Below are 23977 nucleotides of genomic sequence, written 5' to 3' on the forward strand. Positions count from 1 at the left end.
GAATCCTCGAAGTTGAAGCCAATATGTGCGCTGCTCCTTTCGGAGGGATGGAGGACATAAAAAGGGGCTGTTGCACGAAACAAACGTGCAGCAGCCTCAATTTTGTACAAAATCAAGAAGGATGGATCCCGTTCGTCTGACCTGCCCCCCAAATGTTAGACTTAGAGGAACTAACTTTTGGGGGGCAGGTCATTCACCTTCGTGCAACAGCCCCTTTTATGTTCCCATTGTGCAGGCAGGGACTTGCAGAAGCTCTACACGCACGACACGGAGGAGATAAAGAAGGAGACGGCACGCATCTTTAGCAGGCTTGTAGACAAATGATTTTTGTAGAAAACCCGCTATAGATAAGGTGCTAGCCCCTTATCTATAGCGGGTTTTCCCATCCACTTTTCATTTAATGGTAAAATACATACACTTCTCAGCCGGGCGGCCATGCAAATGCACGTCCGCCGAGAAGGTGAAAGTGCAGATGCCCGACAGTCTGTCCCCCGTCTTCCCCTGTATTAGTGACGAGACGGAATCCGTCACCATCCACGCCAAGGCTGCGGGCAAGCTGCGGAACGACCTCTGTAAGAATATGTGCTGCCAGAGCTCCATCTTCCGCGCCAAAGTCCAGAATGCTGCGGATATGCTTCTTCGGTATGATGAGTACATGCTCCGGTGCCTGCGGGTCTAGGTCGCGAAAGGCAAGCACCGTATCGTCTTCATAGACTTTGGTCGACGGAATCTCTCCCTGTGCAATCTTGCAAAAAATACAATCTGCCATGTAATTCACTTCCTTTCAAGGAATCACTGATATCAACAGGATTCGACGCAAGGAAGAATTTTCCTCCTATGCACTGGCCGCCTGACGCTCCATGCGTACTTCACGACCTGTATCCAGCAAAAACAGGTAGCATTCCTTCACTGGTCGCCCAAGGATCGTCTCTACGGCATCACAGTATAGGTCAATCTGGAACTGATAGCGTGTGCGTGCATCCTGCGGGGAAATATGACGATCCGTCTTATAGTCGAGAAGAATATAATCGCCGTTTTCTTCCTCAAAGAGGACGTCGATGATACCCTGCAGGAAAATGCGATCTGCCTCGTCCTGTGCCTCCTTATAGTATTTCTTCGCCGGCAGGAGCCGCCCGAACGGCAGCTCACGATATACACGCTTCGCCTCACGCAGACGGCGTCCGAGCGCCGAGGAAACAAACCGCCACACATTGCGGACATCGAGGCTCTGATATGCTTCTTCGGTCAGGATTCCCTGATCGAAAAGGGATCGTGCCTGACGCTCAATGGCTGCAATATCAGGCACCTCCGCGAAATCAAGATGCTGCATGAGTGCATGCATGGCTGTGCCGCGCTCCATTGGACTCAATGCAGCACGCTTTGCCGTGCGCAGAAAACGCGGAACTTCCCATTCCTGCCCGCCTGCCCCCGCGCCAACAGCAGGCGCAAAGGACGGCAGAACCTCCTCATCGGGGAAGTTCTCACGCTTGAGTTCCGTTACGCTGGTCTTTGCGTGGATCTGTTCCGTGCCCCTGCTGTCATACGTCCAACTGAGAATAGAGTCGACATACGGTGCACGTACTCCCGGCGAAAGCGGCTCTCCGCTGCGAATGGCAGAAAGTTCGGCATCTGCCGCCCTCTCCTCCTCACTGCGTGACGTACGTACATCTGCTTTCTCAATCCGCACGGCGAATCGCGCTTTTTCATCGCTCCATTCCCGCAGCTCGATGCCCTCAACTCCCTCCATCAACGCCTGTCCATCGGGATGCCGCATCAGTGCCAGGGCAATCCAGTCCAGATAGCAGGATGCACCGAGAATGGCGGCATCCGGAAACGTCTCTCCCTCCTCCCTCGCGTATTGCTGGCAGAAATCCCGCAGCTGCGCCAAGCGGCTCAAGCCGCTCCGAGAGGTGCGCAGTGTCCCCGTCAGGATGAGTTTTTCCTGCGCGCGTGTCATCGCAACATAGAGGATACGCATTTCCTCCGCGATCGTCTCGCGGCGGATCACCTCTTTGACGCTTCGCCGACCCAGCGTATCATATTTCTGCCGCCCGATTTCTGTGTTCTCATATACGCGTACGCCGATCCCAGCATGCGCATGATAGAGCACGTCTCCTGATATATCCTGCGTATTAAACGCACCGGCTATATTCGCAAGAAAAACGACGGGAAACTCCAGTCCTTTACTGCGATGAATGGTCATGATCCGCACGACATCTTCGCTCTCACCCAATGTCCGCGCGGCAGAGAGATCGGTACTGCGCCGCTGCAGGGCATCCATATAGCGCAGAAAACGAAACAGGCCTCGTTCATTCGTACGCTCAAAATCGCCCGCACGATCGATGAGCATGCGTAAATTTGCCTGCCTCAGTATGCCGTCGGGAAGTGCGCCGACATAGTCATAGTACCCAGATGTACGGTATAGATGCCAGAGCAGCTCAGGCACACTGTGCAGTAAGGCCTCGCGCCGCCAGCATCGGATCGTCTGCAGTGCCTCCTTTGCCTTATTTCGTACAGCAGGTGGAACCTCCTCTGCGTCTGCTCCCTTCAGAGCATCGTAGATCGAGCCGACAGGTGTGTGAATGCGCAGCAGGGCAAGTTCCTCCATCGACATCCCGATCATCGGCGATGTGAGGACGGCCGTCAGCGGAGTATCCTGCCGTGCATTGTCCAGGACAGCGAGAAGGGAAAGCATCATGCGTATTTCGCTTGCCTCAAAATACCCTGCCGTATCATCTGCATAGGACGGAATGCCCGCTTCTCGCAGGGCATCCATCAGGATGACTGCCCGTTCCTTTGCGCCGCGCAGCAGGACGACAATATCGCTCCAGCGCAGAGCTTTTCCGCTCTGGACAGTATATCCTGCATCGACCAGCTCTTTGATGCGACGCGCGATATAGTGTGACTCCACCGCAAAGGCAGCCAGCTCTTCGCCCTCATCATCCGCCTCTTCTGCGGAATAATCCGCATCCAGGAGATCGATCTCCAGCGGCGATGCCAAAGATTTCCCCGCAGGATCGTCGTCAAAGGTGCGTCCCGGATTCAGGCGTGCACTCTGATCGTAGGCGATCTCGACCGCCGACTCCGTCATGATCTGCGAGAATATCTCATTGATGGGCTGCAGCACCTCGGCTCGGCTGCGGAAGTTCTCTGACATGGTGATCAGTTCACCGGCAGAGCTGCCCTGACGATAAGCACGATAGGTATGTTGGAAAAGGCTCGGATCCGCCAGCCGAAAACGATAGATACTCTGCTTCACGTCGCCGACAATAAAGCGGTTGTCATCATGCGCGATCTGCCGCAGGATGCCCTCTTGAAGCCCATTCGTATCCTGATATTCATCCACCATGATCGCTGCATAGTATGCACGAAGCTCCTCTGCGATATCCGTCGGATCAACGGAATTCAGATCATCCTGCAGCTGCTCTGGATGCCGACACAGGAGTGCCAACGCACGATGCTCCAGATCACTGAAGTCCAAAAGAGAACGTTCCAATTTCTCATTTTGAAAGGCATGATGAAAATCCAATGCCAGACGGGCATATTGGCGAATGGCGGTATTCGCTCTATTCTCCGCGGCACAGAGCTCCTCTGCTGTGGCGGGCAGCTGATCGACAGCGGCGTCCCATGCCTTGTAAATGTTCGTTATCTTTTTTTTCAACGCACCGCCAAGCTCTGGATCATAGTTCTCGATGGACTTGTGCGGGATGCTTTTCCGCTGTTTCTTTGCAGCAGCTGCATCCACACGAAAGCGTTCCCATGCCTGATCTTCTGCGCCGCTTATGAGGAGCTGCAGCCCGCCCTGCAGTTCCTCATAGAGATCCAGATTATGATGGATGACTGCCATGTATTTCTCAGCTGCCGTGTGCAGTTCCGCATCCCCCTGCATCAGAACGTCCATTGTGCTGTGGTATCCGGCACATAGATCGAACAGTTTCTCGTGCAGCTCTCGCGCCAGCACATCAAACCCACGCCGCTTCCAGTACGGCACATCATCTTCTTCCTGTCCCTGCCGGCTGAGCCATACCGCAGGCGAAGGCTGACTGAGCGCGAAGTCATAGAGTGCGAGCACCTCTTCCTTGAGTTTCTCATCGTCCCCCTTGACACCTCCATAGGCATCGGCAAAGGCAAGAAATTCATCGCTGCCCCCCTGTACTGCCTCCTCATATTTTCGCTCAAGGAGTTCATCCATGACATCGCGTTTGAGCAGACGTATTTCCTGCTCACTTGCCAGACGAAATGTCGGAGGAATGTCGGTCGCGTCGATATGCGCCTGCAGAAGTCGCTGGCAGAATGAATGAAACGTGGAAATGTCTGCGTCTGTCAGCAGAATGCGCTGACGCTCAAGGCGGTCAATTTCCTTGCTGATGCCGGCGTCCCCGGCAATGGCATCGATCTCCGCATTGAGTGCCGCCTCGATACGCTCGCGCATTTCAAGAGCGGCGGCCTTCGTAAAGGTAAGAACCAGAATACGATCCAGGGACAGCTCCTCATTCCGCACCTGCGAAATAATGCGTTCCACCAGTACGCGCGTCTTCCCGGATCCTGCTGCTGCCGCCACGAGAATATTGTGTCCTCTCGCATCAATCGCGCGCTGTTGGTCTGCTGTGAATGTCAGCCGATCCGCCATCGCGATCCACCTCCTCTACGATCCGTGCAATTTCTTCCATCGCCTCCTGCGCATTATCGGCGATATCATGATATACGTCCCCCTGCCGAAGTGTAGGATCGAAAGCGCAGATGGTATGATAGTCACAATACGTACACGCATTGCGATCCTGAAAGCGATAGGGGTAGACACGGATATCTCCGTGCAGAATGTCCTCCGCCGTCGCGCGGATCAGCTGCGGCAAAAAGGAAAGCAGCTGCTGAAATTCCTCGCGCGAACGCACAAATTTTGCCGAAGATTTGGAGAGACTGTTATCTTTGTTGAACGAGATGCAGATATGATCCGCCGCCTGATCGAGCTGCTTCATGATATCCGCATCGTCGAGCAGCATCCCCGTGAGTGCCATACCCTTCATCACCTGGCGTCGGAGAGCCGTCTCATCCAGGCGCACGTTACAAGGGACAATTGGGTTTTTCACCGGAGCATAGAGCATCCCTGCGGGAAACGCCTCCCCCGTATCCAGGATGGAGCGCACGACGAAGAGATACAGGAGAAGCTGCATCTTCAGTCCGTGCCGAATCTCAGGCAGGAGGAGGGACGTCGCCCCCGTTTTATAGTCGAGAACCAGATAGTAGGCATGATGATCCATCACATCCAGACGGTCGATCTGCCCGCGCAGAGAGAGTGTCATGCCGTCCGCAAGCGGAAAATCCGCCAGGCGGACGCCGTCATTCCTGCGCCCGAAGCTGATCTCAAACCCATAGGGATGAAAGGAAGATGCCGCCGCCCATGACGTAAGATGCTGTATTGTCTGTTGTGCTGTACAGCGGATCCGTTCGATGCGGTGCCGATAGCTGGCACGACTCATCAGCACGGTACTGTGCACCTGCGGGATCAGTTCCTGCAGCAGTTCCTCGATCTTCTCTGGAGCTTCTGCCAATGCCGCGCACCAATCGTTGCCGTATGCACTGCGCACCCACTCACCGTAGCCGCGCAGGATGCCGTGCAGAAGTGTCCCGAAGTCATTGCTCTGAAATTCGTAGCGATCCCGCTGCTGCAGCCGCAGCCCGTACATAGCAAAGTGGCGGAACGGGCACTGGCGAAACGTCTCCAGCCGTGTGGTACTTCCGCTGAGCCGACGGTCGCGCGTAAACAGCCGAGCTGCCACGGGAGCAGGGATGGACACTTCGCGCGGTGGGAGAAAAAGTCCATGGAGCATACGCCGCAGGAGCGGCTGCATCACAGCATCCTGCAGCATCCAGTTGTAGACATCCCCCCACATGGCGGGCATTTCCCCGCGCTCTTTCTTTTCACGCAGCGCAGCAGTCAGATGCGAGAGTGCAGGATACGGTGCAGAGAGGAGCAGCGGATCATCTCGCCCAGCCAAGGCAAGCGGGATGGAGAAAAAGGAACTGCTGATTCGGCGCAGCCGTGCGATCAGCGGCGACGGAGCAAGGGTCGAACCATCCACCGAAGAAAGCGCATACGACACCCAGAGGTAGTCGCGTGCCTCCGTAAATCCACGGTAGAGCTGATACCGTTCCAAAAAGCTCTGCTGCGTGCGCCCCCCAAAGACGGTATGCCCGGAATCCGCTCCCGCCGTCTGAAGAGACTCACCGATGAAGAGGAGTTCTGTATCGGAAAATACGCCGCTCGTCGTTCCCGCGCGCGGCATGATGCCGGCATTCGCCCCAATGACAAAAACAGCACGCGCTCCCGCGATGCTGTTCTGATCAAAGGAGGCAACGGTGACATGATCCAGCCCCGGCGGAATCAGGGCAATGGACATGGCGTCAAGTCCATCGCTCAAGAGCTCCTCATAGTCGCGGCTCGATAGCGGGTCGTCTCCGCGCACCTCGACCAGCTGATCAAAAAGTGCCATGCAGGAACTCCAGATCTGGCGATGGGCGGCAGCATCCGCCAATCGACCTTCCCGATCTGCCGTTTCGCTCCACAGGCGGAGTGTCTGCGGAACACATAACTCATCGAGGAAGTCGTAGAGTGCCTTCGTACGCGCACGCGCCGTGCTCTCATGCCGTCGCAGGTGCCCGGTCAGGAGGGAAAGCGGTTCTGCAATCCGACGGCGCAGATGATCCAGCCACTGCTCTTCCCTGAGGCGTTCTTCCTCCTCGTCCAAATGTAGCTCATGTTCTGTGACCCGCCGCTGGACAAAGTCCCACGGCTCTGTCGCCGTCCACTGTGATTCACTGCGAATCCCGTAGGCAAGGCAGTAGTTTTCCAGACGATCGACAGCCTCCTGCCAATCCGCACAGAGTGGAGGAGCATCTTCGTCCTCCTCCGTTCCGAGCAGCGGAAAGAAGCCTGTGCGCAGCGCACGGAAGACAGTCTCATACGCCCACCCACGCCACGTCATCTGTGCAACAGCACGCAGGAGCTCAGCAAGTGGATGATGCGCACTCGGGCGTTTGACATCCAGATAAAATGGAATGCCGCAATCCGCAAAAGCAAGTGAGAGCAGATCGCCGTAGAGATCGACATCACGCATAAGCACGGCGATCTCGCGGTAGCGATACCCATTGTCGCGTGCGAGGCGGAGGATGTCTGCCGCCGCCGTCTCCACCTCAAGACGCGGATTGGCTGCCTCGACGATACGTATGGAATCATCCTTCGCGGGCGTGATATGTCCGTGGCCGAACAGCTGTGCTTCCAGCAGACGAAGCCCCTCCGTCCGCGCCCGATGCTGCACTGGCATCAGTCGAATTCCAATCTGTGCCGATGGCTGCTCCTCCGTAAAGATCTGCTGCAGGAGGTGCATCGTCTGATAACTGCGCGCAAACAGCCCCGTATCATAGATATTTTCCGGCAAATTGGTAAATACATGCGTTCCATCATCACGTCCGTCCATCGTGAGGCTGACATGAACGGTATCAACAACGCGAAACAGCGCGCGAAAGACCGCAAGTTCCTGCGGATTGAAAAAATCGAATCCGTCCACCCACAGTTCGGCGCCGCGCAGAAATGGTGCATCAATGAGCTGTGCGGCGAGCCGCTCCATCCGATCGGTGTGATCGGTCAGTCGCCCCTCCATGCGGGCAGCGAGTTCATCCATGATCGTGGCAAGCTCTGTCAGCTTCGCTGACAGCCGTGCATGCTCTCCTGTACTGACATCTGCTGCCTGACGCAGATGATCGGAGCTGAGCCGATCACGCTTCAGTTCTGCGATCGTATGCCCAAGCACCTCCGTAAACCCACGCTTGTGCACGGAGCGCTGAAAGACGGAGAGTTCTCTGCTGTGCTGCAGCAGAATATCCTTGAGCAGGATACGCCTGCCGATATCGCTGATGCGCGGCAGATGTTCCCCGCCGGTCTCAAGCAACACCTGCCGAGCAAGGCGACGAAACCCAAAGACATACACTTGAAGGAATCCCGCTCCATGTGTCAGAGCCTCGGCCAGTGCCCGCTCCGCCGCATAGGTCATGTGCTCAGGAACGAGAAGGATGCGCTGGCGCCCGAGCGGCTCCTCCCGCAGCACATCCTTCATCGCCGTGAGACAGTCATATGTTTTGCCCGTACCCGACCGCCCAATGATAAACTCCAGCCGTGCCGTCATAATGCCAATCCCCCGCTTTGCGTAAAGGATGCATAGCTGCCGTTCTGCCCGCGGCACACTTCCAGATGGACGGGAATCCGTGCACGCAGTTCCTCGATGTGAGAAATGATGCCAACCAGCCGACCGCCCTCACGCTGCACATCGAGAAGCGCGCGAATGGCAACGTCAAGCGTCTCACTGTCCAGAGATCCGAAGCCTTCGTCGATGAAAATCATATCGAGATGCATTCCGCCCGCATAATGCTGCACAACATCCGAAAGTCCAAGTGCTAGTGACAGGGAGGCGAGGAATGTCTCTCCGCCGGAGAGGGTGCGTGCGAGACGCGGGAAACCCGTATACTCATCAAAGACATCGATCTCAAGCCCCCACCACTTCTTCTTTTGTCCGCCCTCCCCGTGGATAAAGCGGTAACGTCCCCGGCTCATCATCATCAGCCGCTCGTTCGCGGCATCGATGACATCCGACAGAATCGAGCGAAGAACATAGGTCTGAAAATGGATCTGATAGGGTGGTTTTGCCGCAGCGACATTCGCGAGTTTCCCGATCACACGGTAACGCTTATCGCGGGCTGCTCCCGCCCGTTCCAGCGCATCCATTTCCTTGGTCATGCGCGTATAGAGAGCCCAGCGCTCCATGCGGACGCCCTGTGCTCGCGCGCTGTCCTGCACACGCTGATCGGCGATGCGCTCCGCTTCGGTCAGTGCCTCCATGTCCGGCGGACAAAGCCCCTCTGCTGCTGCCTCGGCCGCCTTCACCAGCTCCTCTGCCGCCTGAAACGCCGTATCATACGCGGTGATACGTTCACGTACTTTTTCCAGATAGTCGCTCTTTGCCCAGTCTCCCACAATCGCATGATGGTATTCTTCCTCGGTCAGAAAATCTGCTGCATAATATGCAGCCGTATACGCTTCCTGCGCCGCTTGCCGCACTTCTTCCGCTTCCTTCAGAACGCGCTGCGCCGCCGCCTTAGCACTCTCCGTACGGGCACATTTCTGCGCCGCCGCCTTCTCCCGCTTCTCTGCTTCGGCGCGAACGGTTTCCGCTGTTTTTACTTCCCGTTCCAGAAGTGCCGCCGCTTCCCGTACCGCCTCTGCATCACGATACTCCTCGGGCAGTTGACGCTCCAATGCATTCTTCTCCCCCTCATGAAGCCCTATGAGATTACGATTCTTTTGAAGCAGGGCCTCCTGCTCTTTCTGCTGCTCCTTCCGCGCAAAGAGCTGCTGCTGCTCTTCGGCATACGTTTTCTCAAGGACTTTGCACGCATTCTGTGCACAGCGGAGCTGTTTTTCCCGTTCCGCGACACGCGCACAGAACGCCTCCATGGTTTCATCCGCGAGAAGCTCTTTTATGCGTTTTTGCTCATGGAGAAGCTCCTGCTCAAGCCGAAGGCACGCTGCCTTTTCCTGCTCTGCCTGAGCAGTGCATTTCTGTAGCTCCTTTTCTGCAGTTTCCACATTCTGCATGCATACATCCATCTCTTGTGCGGACGGGATCTCCTCCGCATGGACGGCAGGACTTGGATGTGCGAGAGATCCGCAGACCGGACAAGGTGTGTCTTCCTGCAGTGTCTGCGCCAGACGTGCGGCACTGCCCATGTCGTAGAGGGTGCGCAGACGGCGCTGCGTCGTCCGCACGTCGGATAATGCCTCCTCTGCCGTCTGCAGTTTTTTCTGCGATTTTTTGACACGTGTGCGTGCTGATGTCAGTGCATCTTCTAGTTCACGTATCTGGTCTGACGCCTGTTGGCAGTGTTCAAGCTGTTTCTTCTCCTGCTGAACGATCTCACTCCCGACCAAGATCTGATGCAGTCTTGCACGTTCTTCTTCGTACTTCTTTTGTGCCTCGGTGAGACGTTCAATCTCCGCTGCGCCGCTTTCATATTTTTCTTCTCCCTCTGCGGCACGGACGCGAAGATCGCGCAGGGCAGAAGTACATTCCTGGTAACGGTTCGCCAGCGGAGCGTAATCCCTCATGCGGTGCAGCTGCTCCACATTTTGCGTATGCTCATCTGCATGGGCTTCCACTTGCTTTAGGCATTCTATGGATGCATCATGTTCCGTCTTCGCAGCAGCGCAGTCCTTTGCTGCGGATGCATATGCCTCTCTGCGGGTGCGTTCCGTGTTCAACGCTTCGATGTAGCTGCGCTCCTTGTAGAGCACCGGTTGTGCACGCTGTGCACGTGACAGGCGTACACGAAAGTCGCGGACAGACTCTGCCTGTTCGCGCTTTTTTTCCAAATCACTTTGTGCCGCATCCCGTGCACTGAGTTTCTGCTGTGCAGCAGCCCCCTCTTCACGTGCCCGCCGTGCACTCTTCTGCACCTTTTCGTGCTCCCGCAAGATTTCGTCCTGACGGCGTATCTCCTCCGAAAGTTCAGAGAGACGCGTGCGGAGTTCGTCCGATGACGCCATTCCCTCTGCGCGCAGAATGCCTTCCGCGCGCTCACGCTCCGCCTGTGCCGTCCGCTCAAGCTGCTGTGCCTCTTTCGTCAGTGCTTCTTCAATGCGCTGATACCGTTCCGTACGGAAAATACGCTGCATAATGGCGCTGCGATCCTTGACTTCTGCCAACAAAAACCGCTGAAACTGTCCCTGTGGGAGGAGAACGACCTGACGAAACTGGTCGGCATCGAAGCCGATCAGCTGACTGATGCGTTCCGAGACATCCGTGATGTTCGCAGCAAGCAGTTTTTCCTCGCCTGTCTTGCCAACATCGGGCAGTCGAAATAGTTGTCCCGTCGCTGCCCGCCGCGTCATCTTTCCGCGTGACATACGAGAATAGGCAGGAGAACGCAGCACGCGGTAACGACGTTGCCCGAGCGCGAATACATACTCCACCTCCGTCGTCCGATCCGGCGGTGCTGTGGAGGAACGCAGCATTGCTCCCTCGCGTATATCCCCGCTGGACTCTCCGTAGAGGGCGAATACGATCGCGTCCAAAATAGTGGTCTTTCCGGAGCCCGTCACTCCATGGATCAAAAGGAATGGGGCATCGGCAAGGGCTGTCTCAAAGTCCAAAATCTGCTCGTCCACATAGGAACCGAACGCCTGGATGCGGAGTTTCAGCGGTCTCATTGCATTCTCTCCTCCCGTTCCAACGCATCGATGACATGCGTAAGTTCCTCGGTCTCCTCCTGCGTCATCTCCTCCGTGGTCATCTCCGCATAGAAATCCGCAAAGAGATGGAGATCTGACTTGCTGCGCTCATAGTTTCGTACTTCGTTGGAGGAATGTCCCATGTGAATGTTCGGGCGCGTGATGAGAAAAAGATTTGGATAGACGCGACGCAGCTTTTCATGGGCGGCGAGTACGGCATCTGTGTCGGTAAGCTCCACGCAGATATAGTCCTCATGAGAAAGAGGATCGAATCCATCGGACATGATCTCAGTCATTTTTCCTCTCACAATCCGCACATCATGCCGCGGTGTCAGCGGATAGAATGTGTGGGAGACAGCCCCTGCTGCATCGATATCGACCAGTGTGATCCCCTTTTTCTGATGTGACTCATCAAAGGAATACTTGAGCAGAGATCCGGCATAGCGAACCTGCTCCGCCCCCGCGCGCTGGGGCGCGTGCAGGTGTCCGAGAGCAGTGTAGTTGTATGGTATAAATTTATCTGCATGCACCTGATCACTGCCGCCCACGGAGAGGGTGTGCTCGGATTCGGAGGTCTGACCGCCAATCACAAAGGCATGGGCAATGGCGACGCTGCGTGCGCCCTGCGGTATCATCGCCCGCGAGGCGGCAATCTGAACATCCAATGCCGTATCGAAGGACGGTGTTTCGTCCAGTGAAAAAGCCTCGCGGACATGCGGCGGATCGCCATAGGGAAGCAGCGAGAAGTACACGTCCCCGAATGCATCGGACAGCACCACGGGAGCTGCCTCCGCGTCGAGAGTGCCTGCAATATACACGCCGGAGGATTGCAGCAGCTGTGCACCGAATGCCAGACGAACTGCACTGTCATGATTTCCTGCAATACAGAGAACCTTGATTCCCTGCTCTGCCAGTCGTGTCAGCACTGTATTAAACAACGCTACGGCTTCGGGCGGCGGCACTGCCCGATCATAAATATCGCCCGCGAGAACAAGCGCATCCGGTCGGACATCGCGGCACAGTGCCAGAAGTTCTTCCAGCACATACGCCTGGTCTTCCGTCATATGCCGCTGTCCGAAAAGTTTGCCCAGATGCCAGTCTGCTGTATGGATAAAGCGCATGATAGTCCCTCATACTACATGACAAATGCCTGATTTCATTCGTGCGATCGTCGATAGCTTTCTCGCGGTTTACAAGCCGTCCTTTTCTTCCGAAATCATGGCGCGGAGGGCTGCCTCGTCCAAGACGGGGATGCCGAGATCCTCCGCCTTTTTCAGCTTGCTTCCTGCCGCTTCTCCCGCGACAAGATAATCGGTCTTCTTTGAAACAGAGCCCTTCACCAAGCCCCCATGCGCCGTGATAAGGGCACTGCATTCCTCACGGGACAGAGTCGGCAGTGTCCCCGTGATGACAAAACTCTTTCCGGCGAGTGCCGTCCCCACACGCTCCGTTCGTGTTCCCGCAAAGTTTACCCCGGCTGCACGCAGGCGATCTAACAGGGCACAGGCGGATGCAGACGAGAAGAACTCCGTCAGCTTCTGTACCGTAATCTCACCCATATCCGGAACAGCGAGAATGCGTTCTGGGGATTCACGCGCCGCCTCCTGCAGGGCATCAATGGATGAAAATTCCTGCATCAGCGCAGCCGCTGCCGCGCGTCCGATGCCAGCAATTCCCAGCCCCGTCAATAGACGCTCGGGAGGGTTTTGCTTACTCGCTTCAATTGCCGCAAGACGCTGATCGACACTCTTTGCGCGGCCGATCAGTCCAGAAGCAACGAGCTCCTCTCGATGCTCATGCAAAGAAAAGATCTCCGCAACATCATGGATATATCCTGCATGGACAAGGGCAATAACGGCAGCCGCTCCTAGCCCCTTGATGTCCATCGCACTGCGGCTGACGAAGTTCAGGAGATGGTTCTCGATCTGTGCCGGACATACAGGATTTTGGCAGCGCATATCCGCCGTATCTGCTTCGCGTACGGCATGTGCGCCACAGACGGGACAGACATCCGGTATCACATAGGGGCGACTGTTCTGCGGTCGTTTGTCCTTCAGCACCGCCTTGACGCGCGGGATGATTTCCCCCGACTTATAGACGAGAATGGTATCACCGATACGGATGTCCAGGCTGTCAATATAGTCCTGATTGTGCAGGGTTGCCCGCTCGACGCGTGTTCCGCAGAGCCCCACGGGATCGAACACGGCCGTCGGCGTGATGCGCCCAGTCCGTCCGACGGAAAGCTCAATATCGCGAAGTACCGTCTCCTTCTCCTCCGGCGGATACTTATAGGCAATCGCCCAACGCGGCGCCTTTGCCGTTACACCAAGTTCCTCACGCATGGCAAAGGAGTTCACCTTAACCACGGCTCCATCGATGTCATAGGGCAGGCTGCCGCGCCGCACACCGATCTCCTCGATGGCGGCCCAGACCTCCTCCGCCGTACGGCAGACGCGGTAATTCGCAATCGTCTTGATCCCCTGAGACTGCATGAATACATACGCCTCGGTATGAGAGGAAAATACACGGCCGTCACTGCGCTGCAAATTGAATACGAACATAGACAGTCTGCGCTCCTTTGTAATGCGCGAATCCAGCTGCCGCAGAGTTCCTGCGGCACAGTTGCGCGGATTGGCAAAGGGCTTCAGCCCGAGAAGTTCCTGTCGCTCGTTGACCTCGGCAAATGCGGCGCGCTTCATATAGACCTCGCCGCGCACCTCAAAATATGGCAGTGCATCATGCAGCTTCTGTACAACATCGTCGATCACGCGTGCATTCGCTGTCACGTCTTCTCCCTGCACAATGCCGTCACCTCGTGTGATCGCACGTGCAAGCACACCGTTCTCGTAGCGAAGCGCCAGAGACAATCCGTCGATCTTTTCCTCGACGACAAATTCCGCCGCAGGAAAATGCGCAAGGACATTATCGACAAACGCATGAATCTCTTCCTCGGAGAATACATCCTGCAGGGAGAGCATCGGAACATCATGAGGAACGAGTAAGCCGACTTCGCGCTGTGCTGAGCCTCCCACGGTGCGTGTCGGCGAGTTCTTCGTAATGAGCTCCGGATACGCTGCCTCAAGTTTTTTCAGGCGCATCATCAGCATATCGAAGTCATAATCCGAAATCTCAGATTCATTATCGTCATAATACTGCTTGGAATACTTCCGTATTTTACGCCGCAGCTCTGACAGCTCTGTCTTTACCTCATCAATCTTGCTCATGATCTCCTCACAGCTTCAAAATCGGTGCATACTTTTGCACGAACTTCTTGATTCCTTCCCCCGGGAATGCAATGGACAGCTCGGCATCCTCACCTGATCCGCTGATGGCGACAATGCGCCCGTCCCCCCACTTGCTGTGGCGTACGGCATCCCCCGCCTTAAAGGCTGCCGATGCGTCGGGGCGGATCACACTGCCGTCCTCCGCCGTATGCTGCGGCGGCGTCATATAGCGTTTTCGCTCTGTGCGGGTACTGCGCTCACTCCATATATTGGATGGTGCACGCAGATCAGTCCCGCCTAAAAAGTCCGCCTCCTTATGCTCGACCAGCTCCTCCGGAATCTCTGCCAGAAAGCGCGAAGGCCGCGACATCTCCGTACGCCCGTAGATCGTCCGCTGCCTTGCATAGGTGAGGTAGAGCCGACGCTCGGCGCGCGTGATGCCGACATAGCACGTACGCCGCTCCTCCTCGATCTCCGTATCATCGAGCAGCGTGCGGGAATGCGGAAAGAGCCCTTCCTCCATCCCCGCCATAAAGACGGCGGGAAACTCCAGCCCCTTCGCCGCGTGAAACGTCATGAGCGTCACTGTCCCGTCCGACTGCTCCGTCTGGTCGACATCGGAAATCAGCGCAATCTGTGCGAGGAAATCCGCAAGTCCGTTCTCCCCCTCCGCTGCACCATCATCAAAGTTCTTCGCCACACTGATGAACTCACGCAGGTTTTCGAGACGGTCACGGTTGTCTTCCTTCTTCTCCTCCTCAAGCGCAGCGGCATAGCCGGACGTCTCGATCACATCCTCGACAATCTCATGGATGGGACGCGTTCCGAGCTGTCCCATAAAGGTAAAGACCATGGCAGCGAACTCCTCCAGCGCCAGCTTTACCTTGGTGGAGAGTTTGGGAATCATGGAGAGCAGCTGAGCATCCGTAATCACCTCAAAGAGAGAGATGCGGTACTCCTCCGCCGTCTCCATCATGCGAGCGATGGACGTAGGGCCAAGACCACGGCGCGGGACATTGATGATGCGCAGAAGACTCAGTGTATCGCGAGGATTGTAGATCACACGCAGATAGGCGATAATGTCTTTAATCTCACGCCGATCATAGAAACGCACCGAACCAACCATTGCATACGGGACACCTGTCGCGTAAAAAGCCTCCTCAATATTGCGTGACTGCGCATTAGTACGGTAGAGCACGGCAATATCGCCATACTTGACATGGAACATCGTGTGCAGACGCTCTACCTCCCGCACGATATAGGAGGCCTCATTCTTTTCCGTTGCTCCCTCATAGATCGTAATGCGGTCGCCGGTCGGATTATCCGTCCAGAGCTCCTTCTTCTTGCGCGTCAGGTTGTTCTCGATCACAGCATTCGCTGCCGCAAGAATATTCTTCGTCGAGCGGTAGTTCTGCTCAAGCAGGATAACCGTCGCCTCCGGGTAGTCCTTCTCAAAGTTCATGATGTTCCGCATATCTGCGCCGCGCCAGCCGTAAATTGACTGGTCTGCATCGCCGACGACGCAAATATTGCGGTGCTCTGCGTCAAGCAGCTTGGTGATCGCATACTGTGCGCCGTTCGTATCCTGATACTCATCCACAAGAATGTACTGGAACTTCTTTTGGTACTTCGTCCGCAGTTCCTCATTCTTCGTAAGGAGTTCCACCGTCAGCATCAGCAGATCATCAAAATCCAGTGCATTGTTCTCCTGCAGCTTGGACTGATAGAGGGCATAGATCTTGGCGACCTGTTCGGCAAAGAAATCCGTTGCCTGCGCCGTAAATGCCGCGACATCGAGCAGACGGTTCTTCGCATCGGAAATATGCGCCTGCACCGCGCCGGGAGCGGTATGCTTCTCGTCGATATTGAGCTCTTTCAGGCACTCACGGAGCAGCCCCTTGCTGTCCGCAGCATCGTAGATGACGAAGTTCTTCGCATAGCGCCCATAGTGCTCGAGCTCCATGCGCAGAAAGCGGGCACAGAACGAATGGAATGTGCTCAGCCAAACGTCCTGTGCCGCATCTCCGATCAGTGCATCCACGCGTTCGCGCATCTCGCGGGCAGCCTTATTGGTAAATGTAATGGCAAGGATGCGGTAGGGCGGAACACCATGTTCCAACAAATTGGCGATGCGAAATGTCAGCACACGGGTCTTTCCGGAGCCCGCTCCGGCAACGATGAGGAGAGGTCCCTGCAGGCACGCGACAGCGCGCTGCTGGGGTTCGTTCAGCCCTTGCATCAAATCCATAGAATCGTCCCTTTCACTCCAAATAAGAAAGGAGGGGCCGCCGCCACGGCAACTCCGCCCCTCCCATATACAGTATCCCTTATGTCTTGATTCGCTTGACCGCTTCCGAGAGCGGCGGAATGATCTGCTTCTTGCGCGACATGACACCCGGCAGATAGAGATGTGTTCCGCTCGTATCCTTGCGGAACGCCTCTCCGATCAGCGTACGCGGCGAACCCGTAAAGAGCAGATAGGTTGCCTCCTCGAGAATATCCGTAATCATAACGAGACTGAGATCAAACCCCTCCGTGTCGCAGATGGACTTCATCGCTGCGAGGAGCTCATCCTCCTTTGCCATGATTTCCTTCGTGTCCATCACCGAGGTCTGACTGACGACCACACGATAGGCACCAATGGTGAACTCCTTGAGGTCGTTGCGTACAATCTCCATCGGCGTCATATTGCCGACACTGGAGCCCGCCTTCAGCATCTCGAGGCCGTACGCGTTCATATCCACGTCTGCGATCTCAGCGAGACGCTCCGCCGCCTGTTTATCCTTTGGCGTGCAGGTCGGAGATTTGAACAGCACCGTATCAGAGATGATGGCGGAGAGCAAGAGACCTGCAATCGACGGAGGAATGTCGATGTCGTTCTGCCAGTGCATATTAGAGACAATCGTTGCCGTGCACCCGACTGGCTCGGCGTGAGTGTAGATTGGTTCGCTCGTACTGATCCCACCGAAGCGATGATGATCGATGATCTCGATGATCTTCGCCTCCTCGATGCCCTCGACCGCCTGATTGCGCTCGTTGTGATCGACAAGAATCACCTGCGCCGGGTCGGAGACCCCCAGTCGGTCACGGCTCACGAGACCGACGATGCGGCCGTTCTCCAATACGGGATAATTACGGTAGTTGGTCTCCTCCATGATTCCCTTGATATCAGACAGGAGATCGAGCGGCTTGAAGCAGACGGGATTATCGTGCATGATGCGCCGAATGGGCACACACTGGTTGATGAGCCGCGCCACTGTATAGGTATCATACGGCGTCGAGAGGACGAAGATACCACGCGTCTCCGCTTCCTCCAGAGCCTCAGCCGGAACACGGCCGTCCCCGGTCACGACAAGGCAGGAAATCCCCTGGTTAATGCAGGTCAGAATCGTCTCGGGCTTTCTGTCGCCCACGAGCACGATGTCGTTCCCTTTGATGATCTTCTTAATCGTTGCGATACTTCCGGCAGCGATGCGGATCTGTCCCTTGATTGTCTCCGACTCATCACCGGAGACAAGCACCTGACTGTCGGTGGCATGAATGATGTCGCGATAGCGTACGCGCATGTCTGCGAGATTCGTCATGCCGAGCTCCTGAAAATACCGCTTCGCAAGATCACTGACCGAAACGATGCCAACGAGAAGTCCCTGGCTGTCCGTCACGGGAATCGACCGCAGATCATTCTCGCGCAGAACCTCCCCCAGATTGCGTAGGGTATCATGCTGGCGCACAACGATCTTGCAGTCCATCGCAATATCCTTGACACGCGGATAGAGATCGGGGATCAAGAGCGGCTTTTCGACATGGAAGTACTCCAGTGCAAACCGCGTTTCCTTATTCACTTTGCCGGCGCGTGCGGCAATGGCATTGACGCCCATGGCCTGTTTCAGATGGGCATAGCCGATCGCGGAGCAGATCGAATCCGTGTCCGGATTACGATGCCCAATGACATAAATTGGCTTCGCAACGTTCAAAATAGTACCTCCTATTACGGTTCTATCCACCGCATACATCGTTGTTATTATAGCATATTCACTGATTCGATTCCATAAGCAAAAGAGATTCGATAAGCAAAAGAAAAGATGCAGGACATGAACCGCACCTGCATCCTTTGTATCCGCCTCACACCTCAAAAGCCCCCTTGAGGTGATGAATCCCCCACTCGTTTCCCGCGGCATAGACCTCAACGATGTCAAAACGGCAAGGTGTTTGATCCATCTGTTTTTCGCGCAGATACCACATCGCCGTCTGTATAATCTTGCGCTGCTTTCGGTAGTTTACCGCTTCTGCTGGAAGTCCGCAACGGACGCTTCGTCGTGTCTTTACCTCGACAAAGACCAAGGTATCACGATCCTTTGCGATCAGATCAATCTCCCCTATCTTTGTGCGATACTTCTGTGCCAGAATTCGATATCCCTGCGCACCGAGATAGCGGGCAGCACAGGACTCTCCTCGATCTCCCAGCACCTTATTGCTCATGGCGATTTCCTGCTCCCCATGTGACGATCAATCCGATAGACATGGGCGAGCACTTCAGCGATCGTACGATAGAGCTCGGGAGGGATCTCGCGGTCAATCTCAAGCGCCATCAGCATATTGACGAGCGATTTGTTCTGATAGACTGGTATGCCGTTTTTGCGTGCCTCCGCCAAAATGCGGTCAGCAACGAGGGAACGGCCTTTTGCCGTCACGCGCGGCGCACGATCCGACTTTGCATCATATTTGATGGCAACAGCACGCGGTTCTTCTTCGCGCTGCTCCTCTTCCCTGTCCGCGTGATCCGGCATATCTCACCATCCTTGTCTTTTCGTCCCGCGATCCCTCAGCAACATTATATGAGGCGATCTCATAATCGTCAATAGGCTATACCATGACTGTCATCATCAGTTCGTGAAGAAACGACGCTCACCTATCGCGCCGATCTGTATGCCCTCGATCACCAAAGAGGTTCCGTCAGCGGACTCACGTATACTGTCGAGTTCGTTACGGAACTCCCATGCGGCATCTGCATCAGAAAAATAGAGACGCATATCGACATGATTCTCTTCGTAGATGCGATTGATGAGTTCGACGGTGCCGATATGATCCGTGAGAACACAGATTCTAAGCCACGTCTCTTTCTTGACCTGATCCGTCGCCTCATCCTTGTGGGACTCATCATAGACATGAATGTAGGCGGGATACTCGGTCTCTCCCATAAAGAGCGGCATCACATAGCTCATAGAGCGCTGTCCCGGCTGCGGTGCCGCATTCTCCCCCTCCAGTGAGTGACGCATGGTCAGAGCCAGTGCCGCGACATCCCGCCCCGCACGTCTGTATTGCTCCGCCGTCATCTTGCGCACCTTGACTAGATCGGCCATCTGCATAAAAGCCCATAGGCGCGGAAGATCCGGCATCTGCTGTTCAAACGCCGCTTGGCGGACGGTTCCCGGAATGTTCTGCTGCGTCAGCTGGATGAGTTGCTGGAGCTGCTTCGCATCACCTTCACTCAGTGTCTGCGTGCGTCCGCTGACGAAGTTCTGGAGCAAAAGTGTCTCGCGCTGGCTGAGATTTTCATTTTGCAGGAGCACGCGTGCCATGTCGCGAAGCGTGCTCATCATCTGCGGTACATTCTCCATGGGGCGTGTGATGAACTTCGGAATGAGCGTCGGCGTCTCGGCCGTCTTTACAGCATCTGAGCCCTGCATCGTGGAAGCTGGCGGTTGTGCCGCCGCTGTCTCCGCCCGTCCCGCTTGTGAACGGGCGACCTGCTCCGTGCTCTGAGGCATTTGCTTTGCGGCTTCTGCGGTTCCTGTCCGCGCCTCTTCGCCAACGGGCTGACGAGCAGGATTCAGTGTCCCGCCCGTGCCTTCCTGGCGCACTGGTGCACTGCCCTGCGGGAGAGGAGTCTCCTGCTGCACGGTAGTCTTCCCCTGCTGCGCAGCGTTTTCCTGCACCATCTCCGTGCCCTGCCCGCGCTGTGCCTCTGCCGCAGATAGAGAGGGCGTGGCATTGCCTTTCGTGCCGATACCGACTGCGGCAGTATCTGCCTGACGAAGTGCAGGGGCTTCCATTCCCTTTGCCGATGGTGCAGAGGAGCCCTCCCCCTGTTTTGCCCCCTGTGTAATGTTGTCGGCGGGAAGTTCCTCTGGGGCAGCCGCTGTATCCGATGCAGCTGTGGCAGCAGGCGCAGGATTTTGCATAGCTCCCGCTGCGGGTGCTGTCATGCGTACAGTCTGTCCACTTGCCGGCATCTGCGCCGCGCCCTCTTCTACGGAGAGTGCTGCGCTTCCCTGCTGCGGTGTTGCCTGTGCCTCTCCTGTCTGCACCGGTGACTGCGTCCCTCCCTGCTGCGGCATTGTCTGCTGCGTCGCCGCTTCCGCGTCACGTGGCATCAGCAGCTGAACCAGCTGATTTAGAAACGTCATGGAGGATGTACCGCCGCCGTTTGCCGCAGCGGGTGCAGTACCTGCACTTGCATTCAGCTGAGAGAGGACGGTCTGTAAATCCTTCGGGAGGAGTTCGGCGTTTCCTGTATCAATCAGCTGAAACGCGGCTTTCGTCAGCATGATCGGCTCAAATGTTCCGCCCGCATCCTTGGCAATGGCACTTTTCAACGCCGCAAGCAGGGTCGCCACGTCGTCGCTGACACGGGGAACTTCGTTTGTCTCCGCCATCGTTCCCATCTGATTCAACATCCGCGCCAGCGTCGTCAGCTGATCCGTCGAAAAGCGCTGACTTGCCGCCGTACTGCCAAGCCCCTGTGCAAGTGTGGACTCAATCGAAAAAGACTGCCGAATGATATTCCGTATGACCTCTTTGAGCTCCTGCGGAATATGCTCAACATTCGTCTGCTGACGTCCGCTGATTTTGGACAGAACATCCGCCATACGGTCAATCGCAGTCTCAATGGACACGTTGGTACGCTGACTGAATGCCGCTGAGGCATTCTCCTGATCGCCGCGGCCTTGTACTCCTTCGGTCGGGCGTTCCGATGAAATCCGCTGTGGTGCGGAGACGGCAGCCGCTGCTGCAGTTGCATTTGCTTCAATCGGCACAGTATTCACAGCCTTTTCTGTTAGTTATCATCGAGCGAATGGGCTCGAACGTCTTACGATGCAATGGACAGATCCCATAGTTGCGGATCGCGTCGATATGTTCCTGTGTTCCATAGCCCTTGTGCTTAGCAAAGCCATACACCGGATACGCCTCGTCATACGTCAGCATCAGGCGATCTCGTGTCACTTTTGCCAAGATCGACGCCGCCGCGATTGATGCGGATTTGGCATCCCCTTTGACAATCGACTGTGATGCCATTCTCAGATGTGGAAGCGCCACAGCGTCAATCAGAACCTCCTGCGGTGTCGGCAGAAGCGCAGCGACAGCATCATACATCCCTTTACGTGTCGCCTCCAAGATGTTCATTCGGTCAATCGTCTCAGCGTCAATGAGCTCGACATGATAGGAAACAGCATCCGAAACGATTCTTTCGTAAAGCTCTTCCCGCACTTTTTCAGACAGCTTCTTTGAGTCGTCCAGGCGCAGAAGCAGATACTCCTGCGGCAGAATCACCGCCGCTACTGCGACGGGACCCGCCAGAGGACCACGCCCAGCCTCATCCACACCGGCGACGATACAGTGCCCGCGCTCGGCGGCACAACGCTCATACGCATACATTGCATAGAGACGCGCACGCTCCTGCTGTGTACGTTCGTAACGGCGAAGAATCGGTTGGACGGTTTTTCGCGCGTCACATTTGCAGGTATTGAGGAAATCCTCCGTCACATCTCCGCGACGAAAAACGTCTTCTATCTCTTTTATCGTCATTTTCTCTGATTCCTTCACCGCACTGCTTATGCTGATGGGATGCACGGCACTGCATCTAGAGAAATCCGCCCTAGTCTGCCACTCCGAAAATCCGACAAAATTACCTGCTCTGCCTTTTCGTAATCAATTTTGCCGCCAGCGCGGAGGCATCCGCGCTTTCGTCCAATGGCATCAAGCAGCTCAATCCCCTCAGGCAGAGGTTCATCCAGTCGATAACGCGTACACAACGACTGCGGAGTGTCCTCTCTCAAACGATTCAGGAGAAGCAGCACCACACTTCCTACATCGTAAACATTGTCATTGATTGCCCCTGTAAATGCAAGATGAAGCGCCGCCTGCTGATCCTCAAATTTCGGCCAGAGGATGCCGGGCATATCCAGCAGCTCGAGCTGTGCACCAAGGCGAATCCACTGCTTTGCGCGAGTCACACCGGGACGGTTCTCCACCTTCGTCTTTGTTCCGCCCGACAGCCGATTGATCAGCGATGACTTACCGACATTCGGGATGCCTAGAATCATACAGCGCGCGGCGCGCGGTTTCGCCCCATGCTGCACCAATTTATCCGTTTTTGGCTTTGCGCACCGTGCAATTGCCTGTACGAGTTCCTTCGTTCCCTTCCCCTTCACGGCATCCACGGGAACTGCAGAAAGCCATTCTGCGGCATAATACTTGACCCACGCACGTGTCACATATTCATCCGCAAGATCCGCCTTGTTCAGCACGATGAGGCGCGGCTTCCCGCCCACAATCTCTCGCAGAACAGGATTTGCAGAACTCATCGGAATGCGCGCATCGAGAAGCTCCACCACCACATCCACCGACTTTAGATTCTCCTGAACCAGACGCTCCGCCTTCCGCATGTGCCCCGGGTACCACTGGAGGCTTGGAATGTCGATTACGTTATCATTATCAGTCATTATCTGTATTCCTTCCGATGCCTTATTCTACTGGAGTTTATCAGCATACGTAAATGTATAAAGCGAGAAAATCATAATTCATCACTATCAATACTATATCATATTTTAAGGAAAAATCACATAAACGGGAGACAAATGGGAGACGAGGGCGCAATTTGGGAGACAACCCAAAATAAGCCCCAGAGCCGAAGCCCCGGGGCGTGAGTGCACCTATATCGTTATGCCTTGACCGTCGGTGTCAGCGACTTGTCGAGTACGAGTCGCACGAGCCACACGCCGCCCTGCATCACCGCAGGGAGGACGACAGCATCGCGCCAATAGCACCAGCCGTGCTCATCCTTCGCCTGCTCCTTGATCTGCGTCACGAACTTATCGACCGCCTGCTCGATGGCGGGGATGCACTCGTTGAGGATCGTGCGCGTCACGCGCTGCTTGACCTCCTCGGTCACCTGATCGACGTTGATCTCCTTGACGATTGTGTCTCTGATGTCTGTCCACTTACTCATGATAGAATCTCCTTTCAGTTGTTCGGCGTTCCGCCGTTATCCTTCCAAAAATTACGGTACCAGTTTGCCTTGCCGCGCAGCACATCACCGCCGCGCGTGCCATCCTCTGTCCACGGGTTGTAGCAGGGGCTCTCCTCTGTACCGAGATACTCAAGGTCCCAGCGCTCGCAACCGTTTTTGGGGCCGTAGGGCTCGTGTGCATATACGCCGTCCTCGTTGTCCGCCGCCTCACCGTGCGTCAGAACA

The 23977-nt window shown here is 55.8% G+C and carries 14 protein-coding genes and 1 pseudogene; all 15 read right to left on the bottom strand.

Features of this window, described 5'->3' with window-relative positions; translation table 11 throughout:
* Positions 1–421 precede the first annotated feature (421 nt).
* Positions 422–769 carry a histidine triad nucleotide-binding protein gene (locus tag HMPREF9166_RS02540; protein ID WP_009442478.1) on the bottom strand — a complete coding sequence of 116 codons (348 nt, stop codon included), beginning with the start codon at positions 767–769 and terminating at the stop codon, positions 422–424.
* 66 nt (positions 770–835) lie between these two features.
* Complete coding sequence (gene addA, locus HMPREF9166_RS02545) at positions 836–4630, bottom strand: helicase-exonuclease AddAB subunit AddA (protein ID WP_009442479.1); 3795 nt, start codon at positions 4628–4630, stop codon at positions 836–838.
* Positions 4584–8180, bottom strand: a complete 3597-nt coding sequence (locus HMPREF9166_RS02550) for a PD-(D/E)XK nuclease family protein (RefSeq protein WP_009442480.1) — start codon at positions 8178–8180, stop codon at positions 4584–4586. The genes addA and HMPREF9166_RS02550 overlap by 47 nt, the downstream gene beginning before the upstream one ends.
* A complete protein-coding gene (locus HMPREF9166_RS02555; protein ID WP_009442481.1) occupies positions 8177–11257 on the bottom strand; it encodes an AAA family ATPase in 3081 nt (1026 codons plus the stop codon). The genes HMPREF9166_RS02550 and HMPREF9166_RS02555 overlap by 4 nt, the downstream gene beginning before the upstream one ends.
* Positions 11254–12399 carry an exonuclease SbcCD subunit D gene (locus HMPREF9166_RS02560; RefSeq protein WP_009442482.1) on the bottom strand — a complete coding sequence of 382 codons (1146 nt, stop codon included), beginning with the start codon at positions 12397–12399 and terminating at the stop codon, positions 11254–11256. The genes HMPREF9166_RS02555 and HMPREF9166_RS02560 overlap by 4 nt, the downstream gene beginning before the upstream one ends.
* A gap of 69 nt (positions 12400–12468) precedes the next feature.
* On the bottom strand, positions 12469–14502 hold the full coding sequence (gene ligA, locus HMPREF9166_RS02565) for an NAD-dependent DNA ligase LigA (RefSeq protein WP_009442483.1): 2034 nt from the start codon (positions 14500–14502) through the stop codon (positions 12469–12471).
* Positions 14503–14509: 7 nt separating this feature from the next.
* Positions 14510–16750, bottom strand: coding sequence for a DNA helicase PcrA (pcrA, locus tag HMPREF9166_RS02570; RefSeq protein ID WP_009442484.1), 2241 nt, complete (start codon positions 16748–16750; stop codon positions 14510–14512).
* A 79-nt stretch (positions 16751–16829) separates the two neighbouring features.
* Complete coding sequence (locus HMPREF9166_RS02575) at positions 16830–18476, bottom strand: putative manganese-dependent inorganic diphosphatase (protein ID WP_039980876.1); 1647 nt, start codon at positions 18474–18476, stop codon at positions 16830–16832.
* Positions 18477–18624: 148 nt separating this feature from the next.
* A complete protein-coding gene (locus HMPREF9166_RS02580) occupies positions 18625–18981 on the bottom strand; it encodes a YraN family protein (protein WP_009442486.1) in 357 nt (118 codons plus the stop codon).
* Positions 18978–19289, bottom strand: coding sequence for an EscU/YscU/HrcU family type III secretion system export apparatus switch protein (locus HMPREF9166_RS02585; protein ID WP_009442488.1), 312 nt, complete (start codon positions 19287–19289; stop codon positions 18978–18980). Before HMPREF9166_RS02585 ends, HMPREF9166_RS02580 begins: the two co-directional genes overlap by 4 nt.
* A 96-nt stretch (positions 19290–19385) precedes the next feature.
* A complete protein-coding gene (locus tag HMPREF9166_RS02590; protein ID WP_009442489.1) occupies positions 19386–21539 on the bottom strand; it encodes a hypothetical protein in 2154 nt (717 codons plus the stop codon).
* A complete protein-coding gene (locus tag HMPREF9166_RS02595; RefSeq protein WP_009442490.1) occupies positions 21529–22308 on the bottom strand; it encodes a ribonuclease HII in 780 nt (259 codons plus the stop codon). The genes HMPREF9166_RS02590 and HMPREF9166_RS02595 overlap by 11 nt, the downstream gene beginning before the upstream one ends.
* Positions 22309–22334: 26 nt before the next feature.
* On the bottom strand, positions 22335–23225 hold the full coding sequence (ylqF, locus tag HMPREF9166_RS02600) for a ribosome biogenesis GTPase YlqF (protein WP_009442491.1): 891 nt from the start codon (positions 23223–23225) through the stop codon (positions 22335–22337).
* 218 nt (positions 23226–23443) lie between these two features.
* Positions 23444–23731: a hypothetical protein gene (locus HMPREF9166_RS02605; RefSeq protein WP_009442492.1), complete on the bottom strand. Its 288-nt coding sequence runs from the start codon at positions 23729–23731 to the stop codon at positions 23444–23446.
* Between the two features lie 14 nt (positions 23732–23745).
* A pseudogene (locus HMPREF9166_RS02610) lies at positions 23746–23977 on the bottom strand (N-acetylmuramoyl-L-alanine amidase); the annotation flags it as partial.

It is taken from the genome of Selenomonas sp. oral taxon 149 str. 67H29BP, from assembly GCF_000146365.1.
Classification (GTDB): Bacteria; Bacillota; Negativicutes; order Selenomonadales; family Selenomonadaceae; genus Centipeda; species Centipeda felix.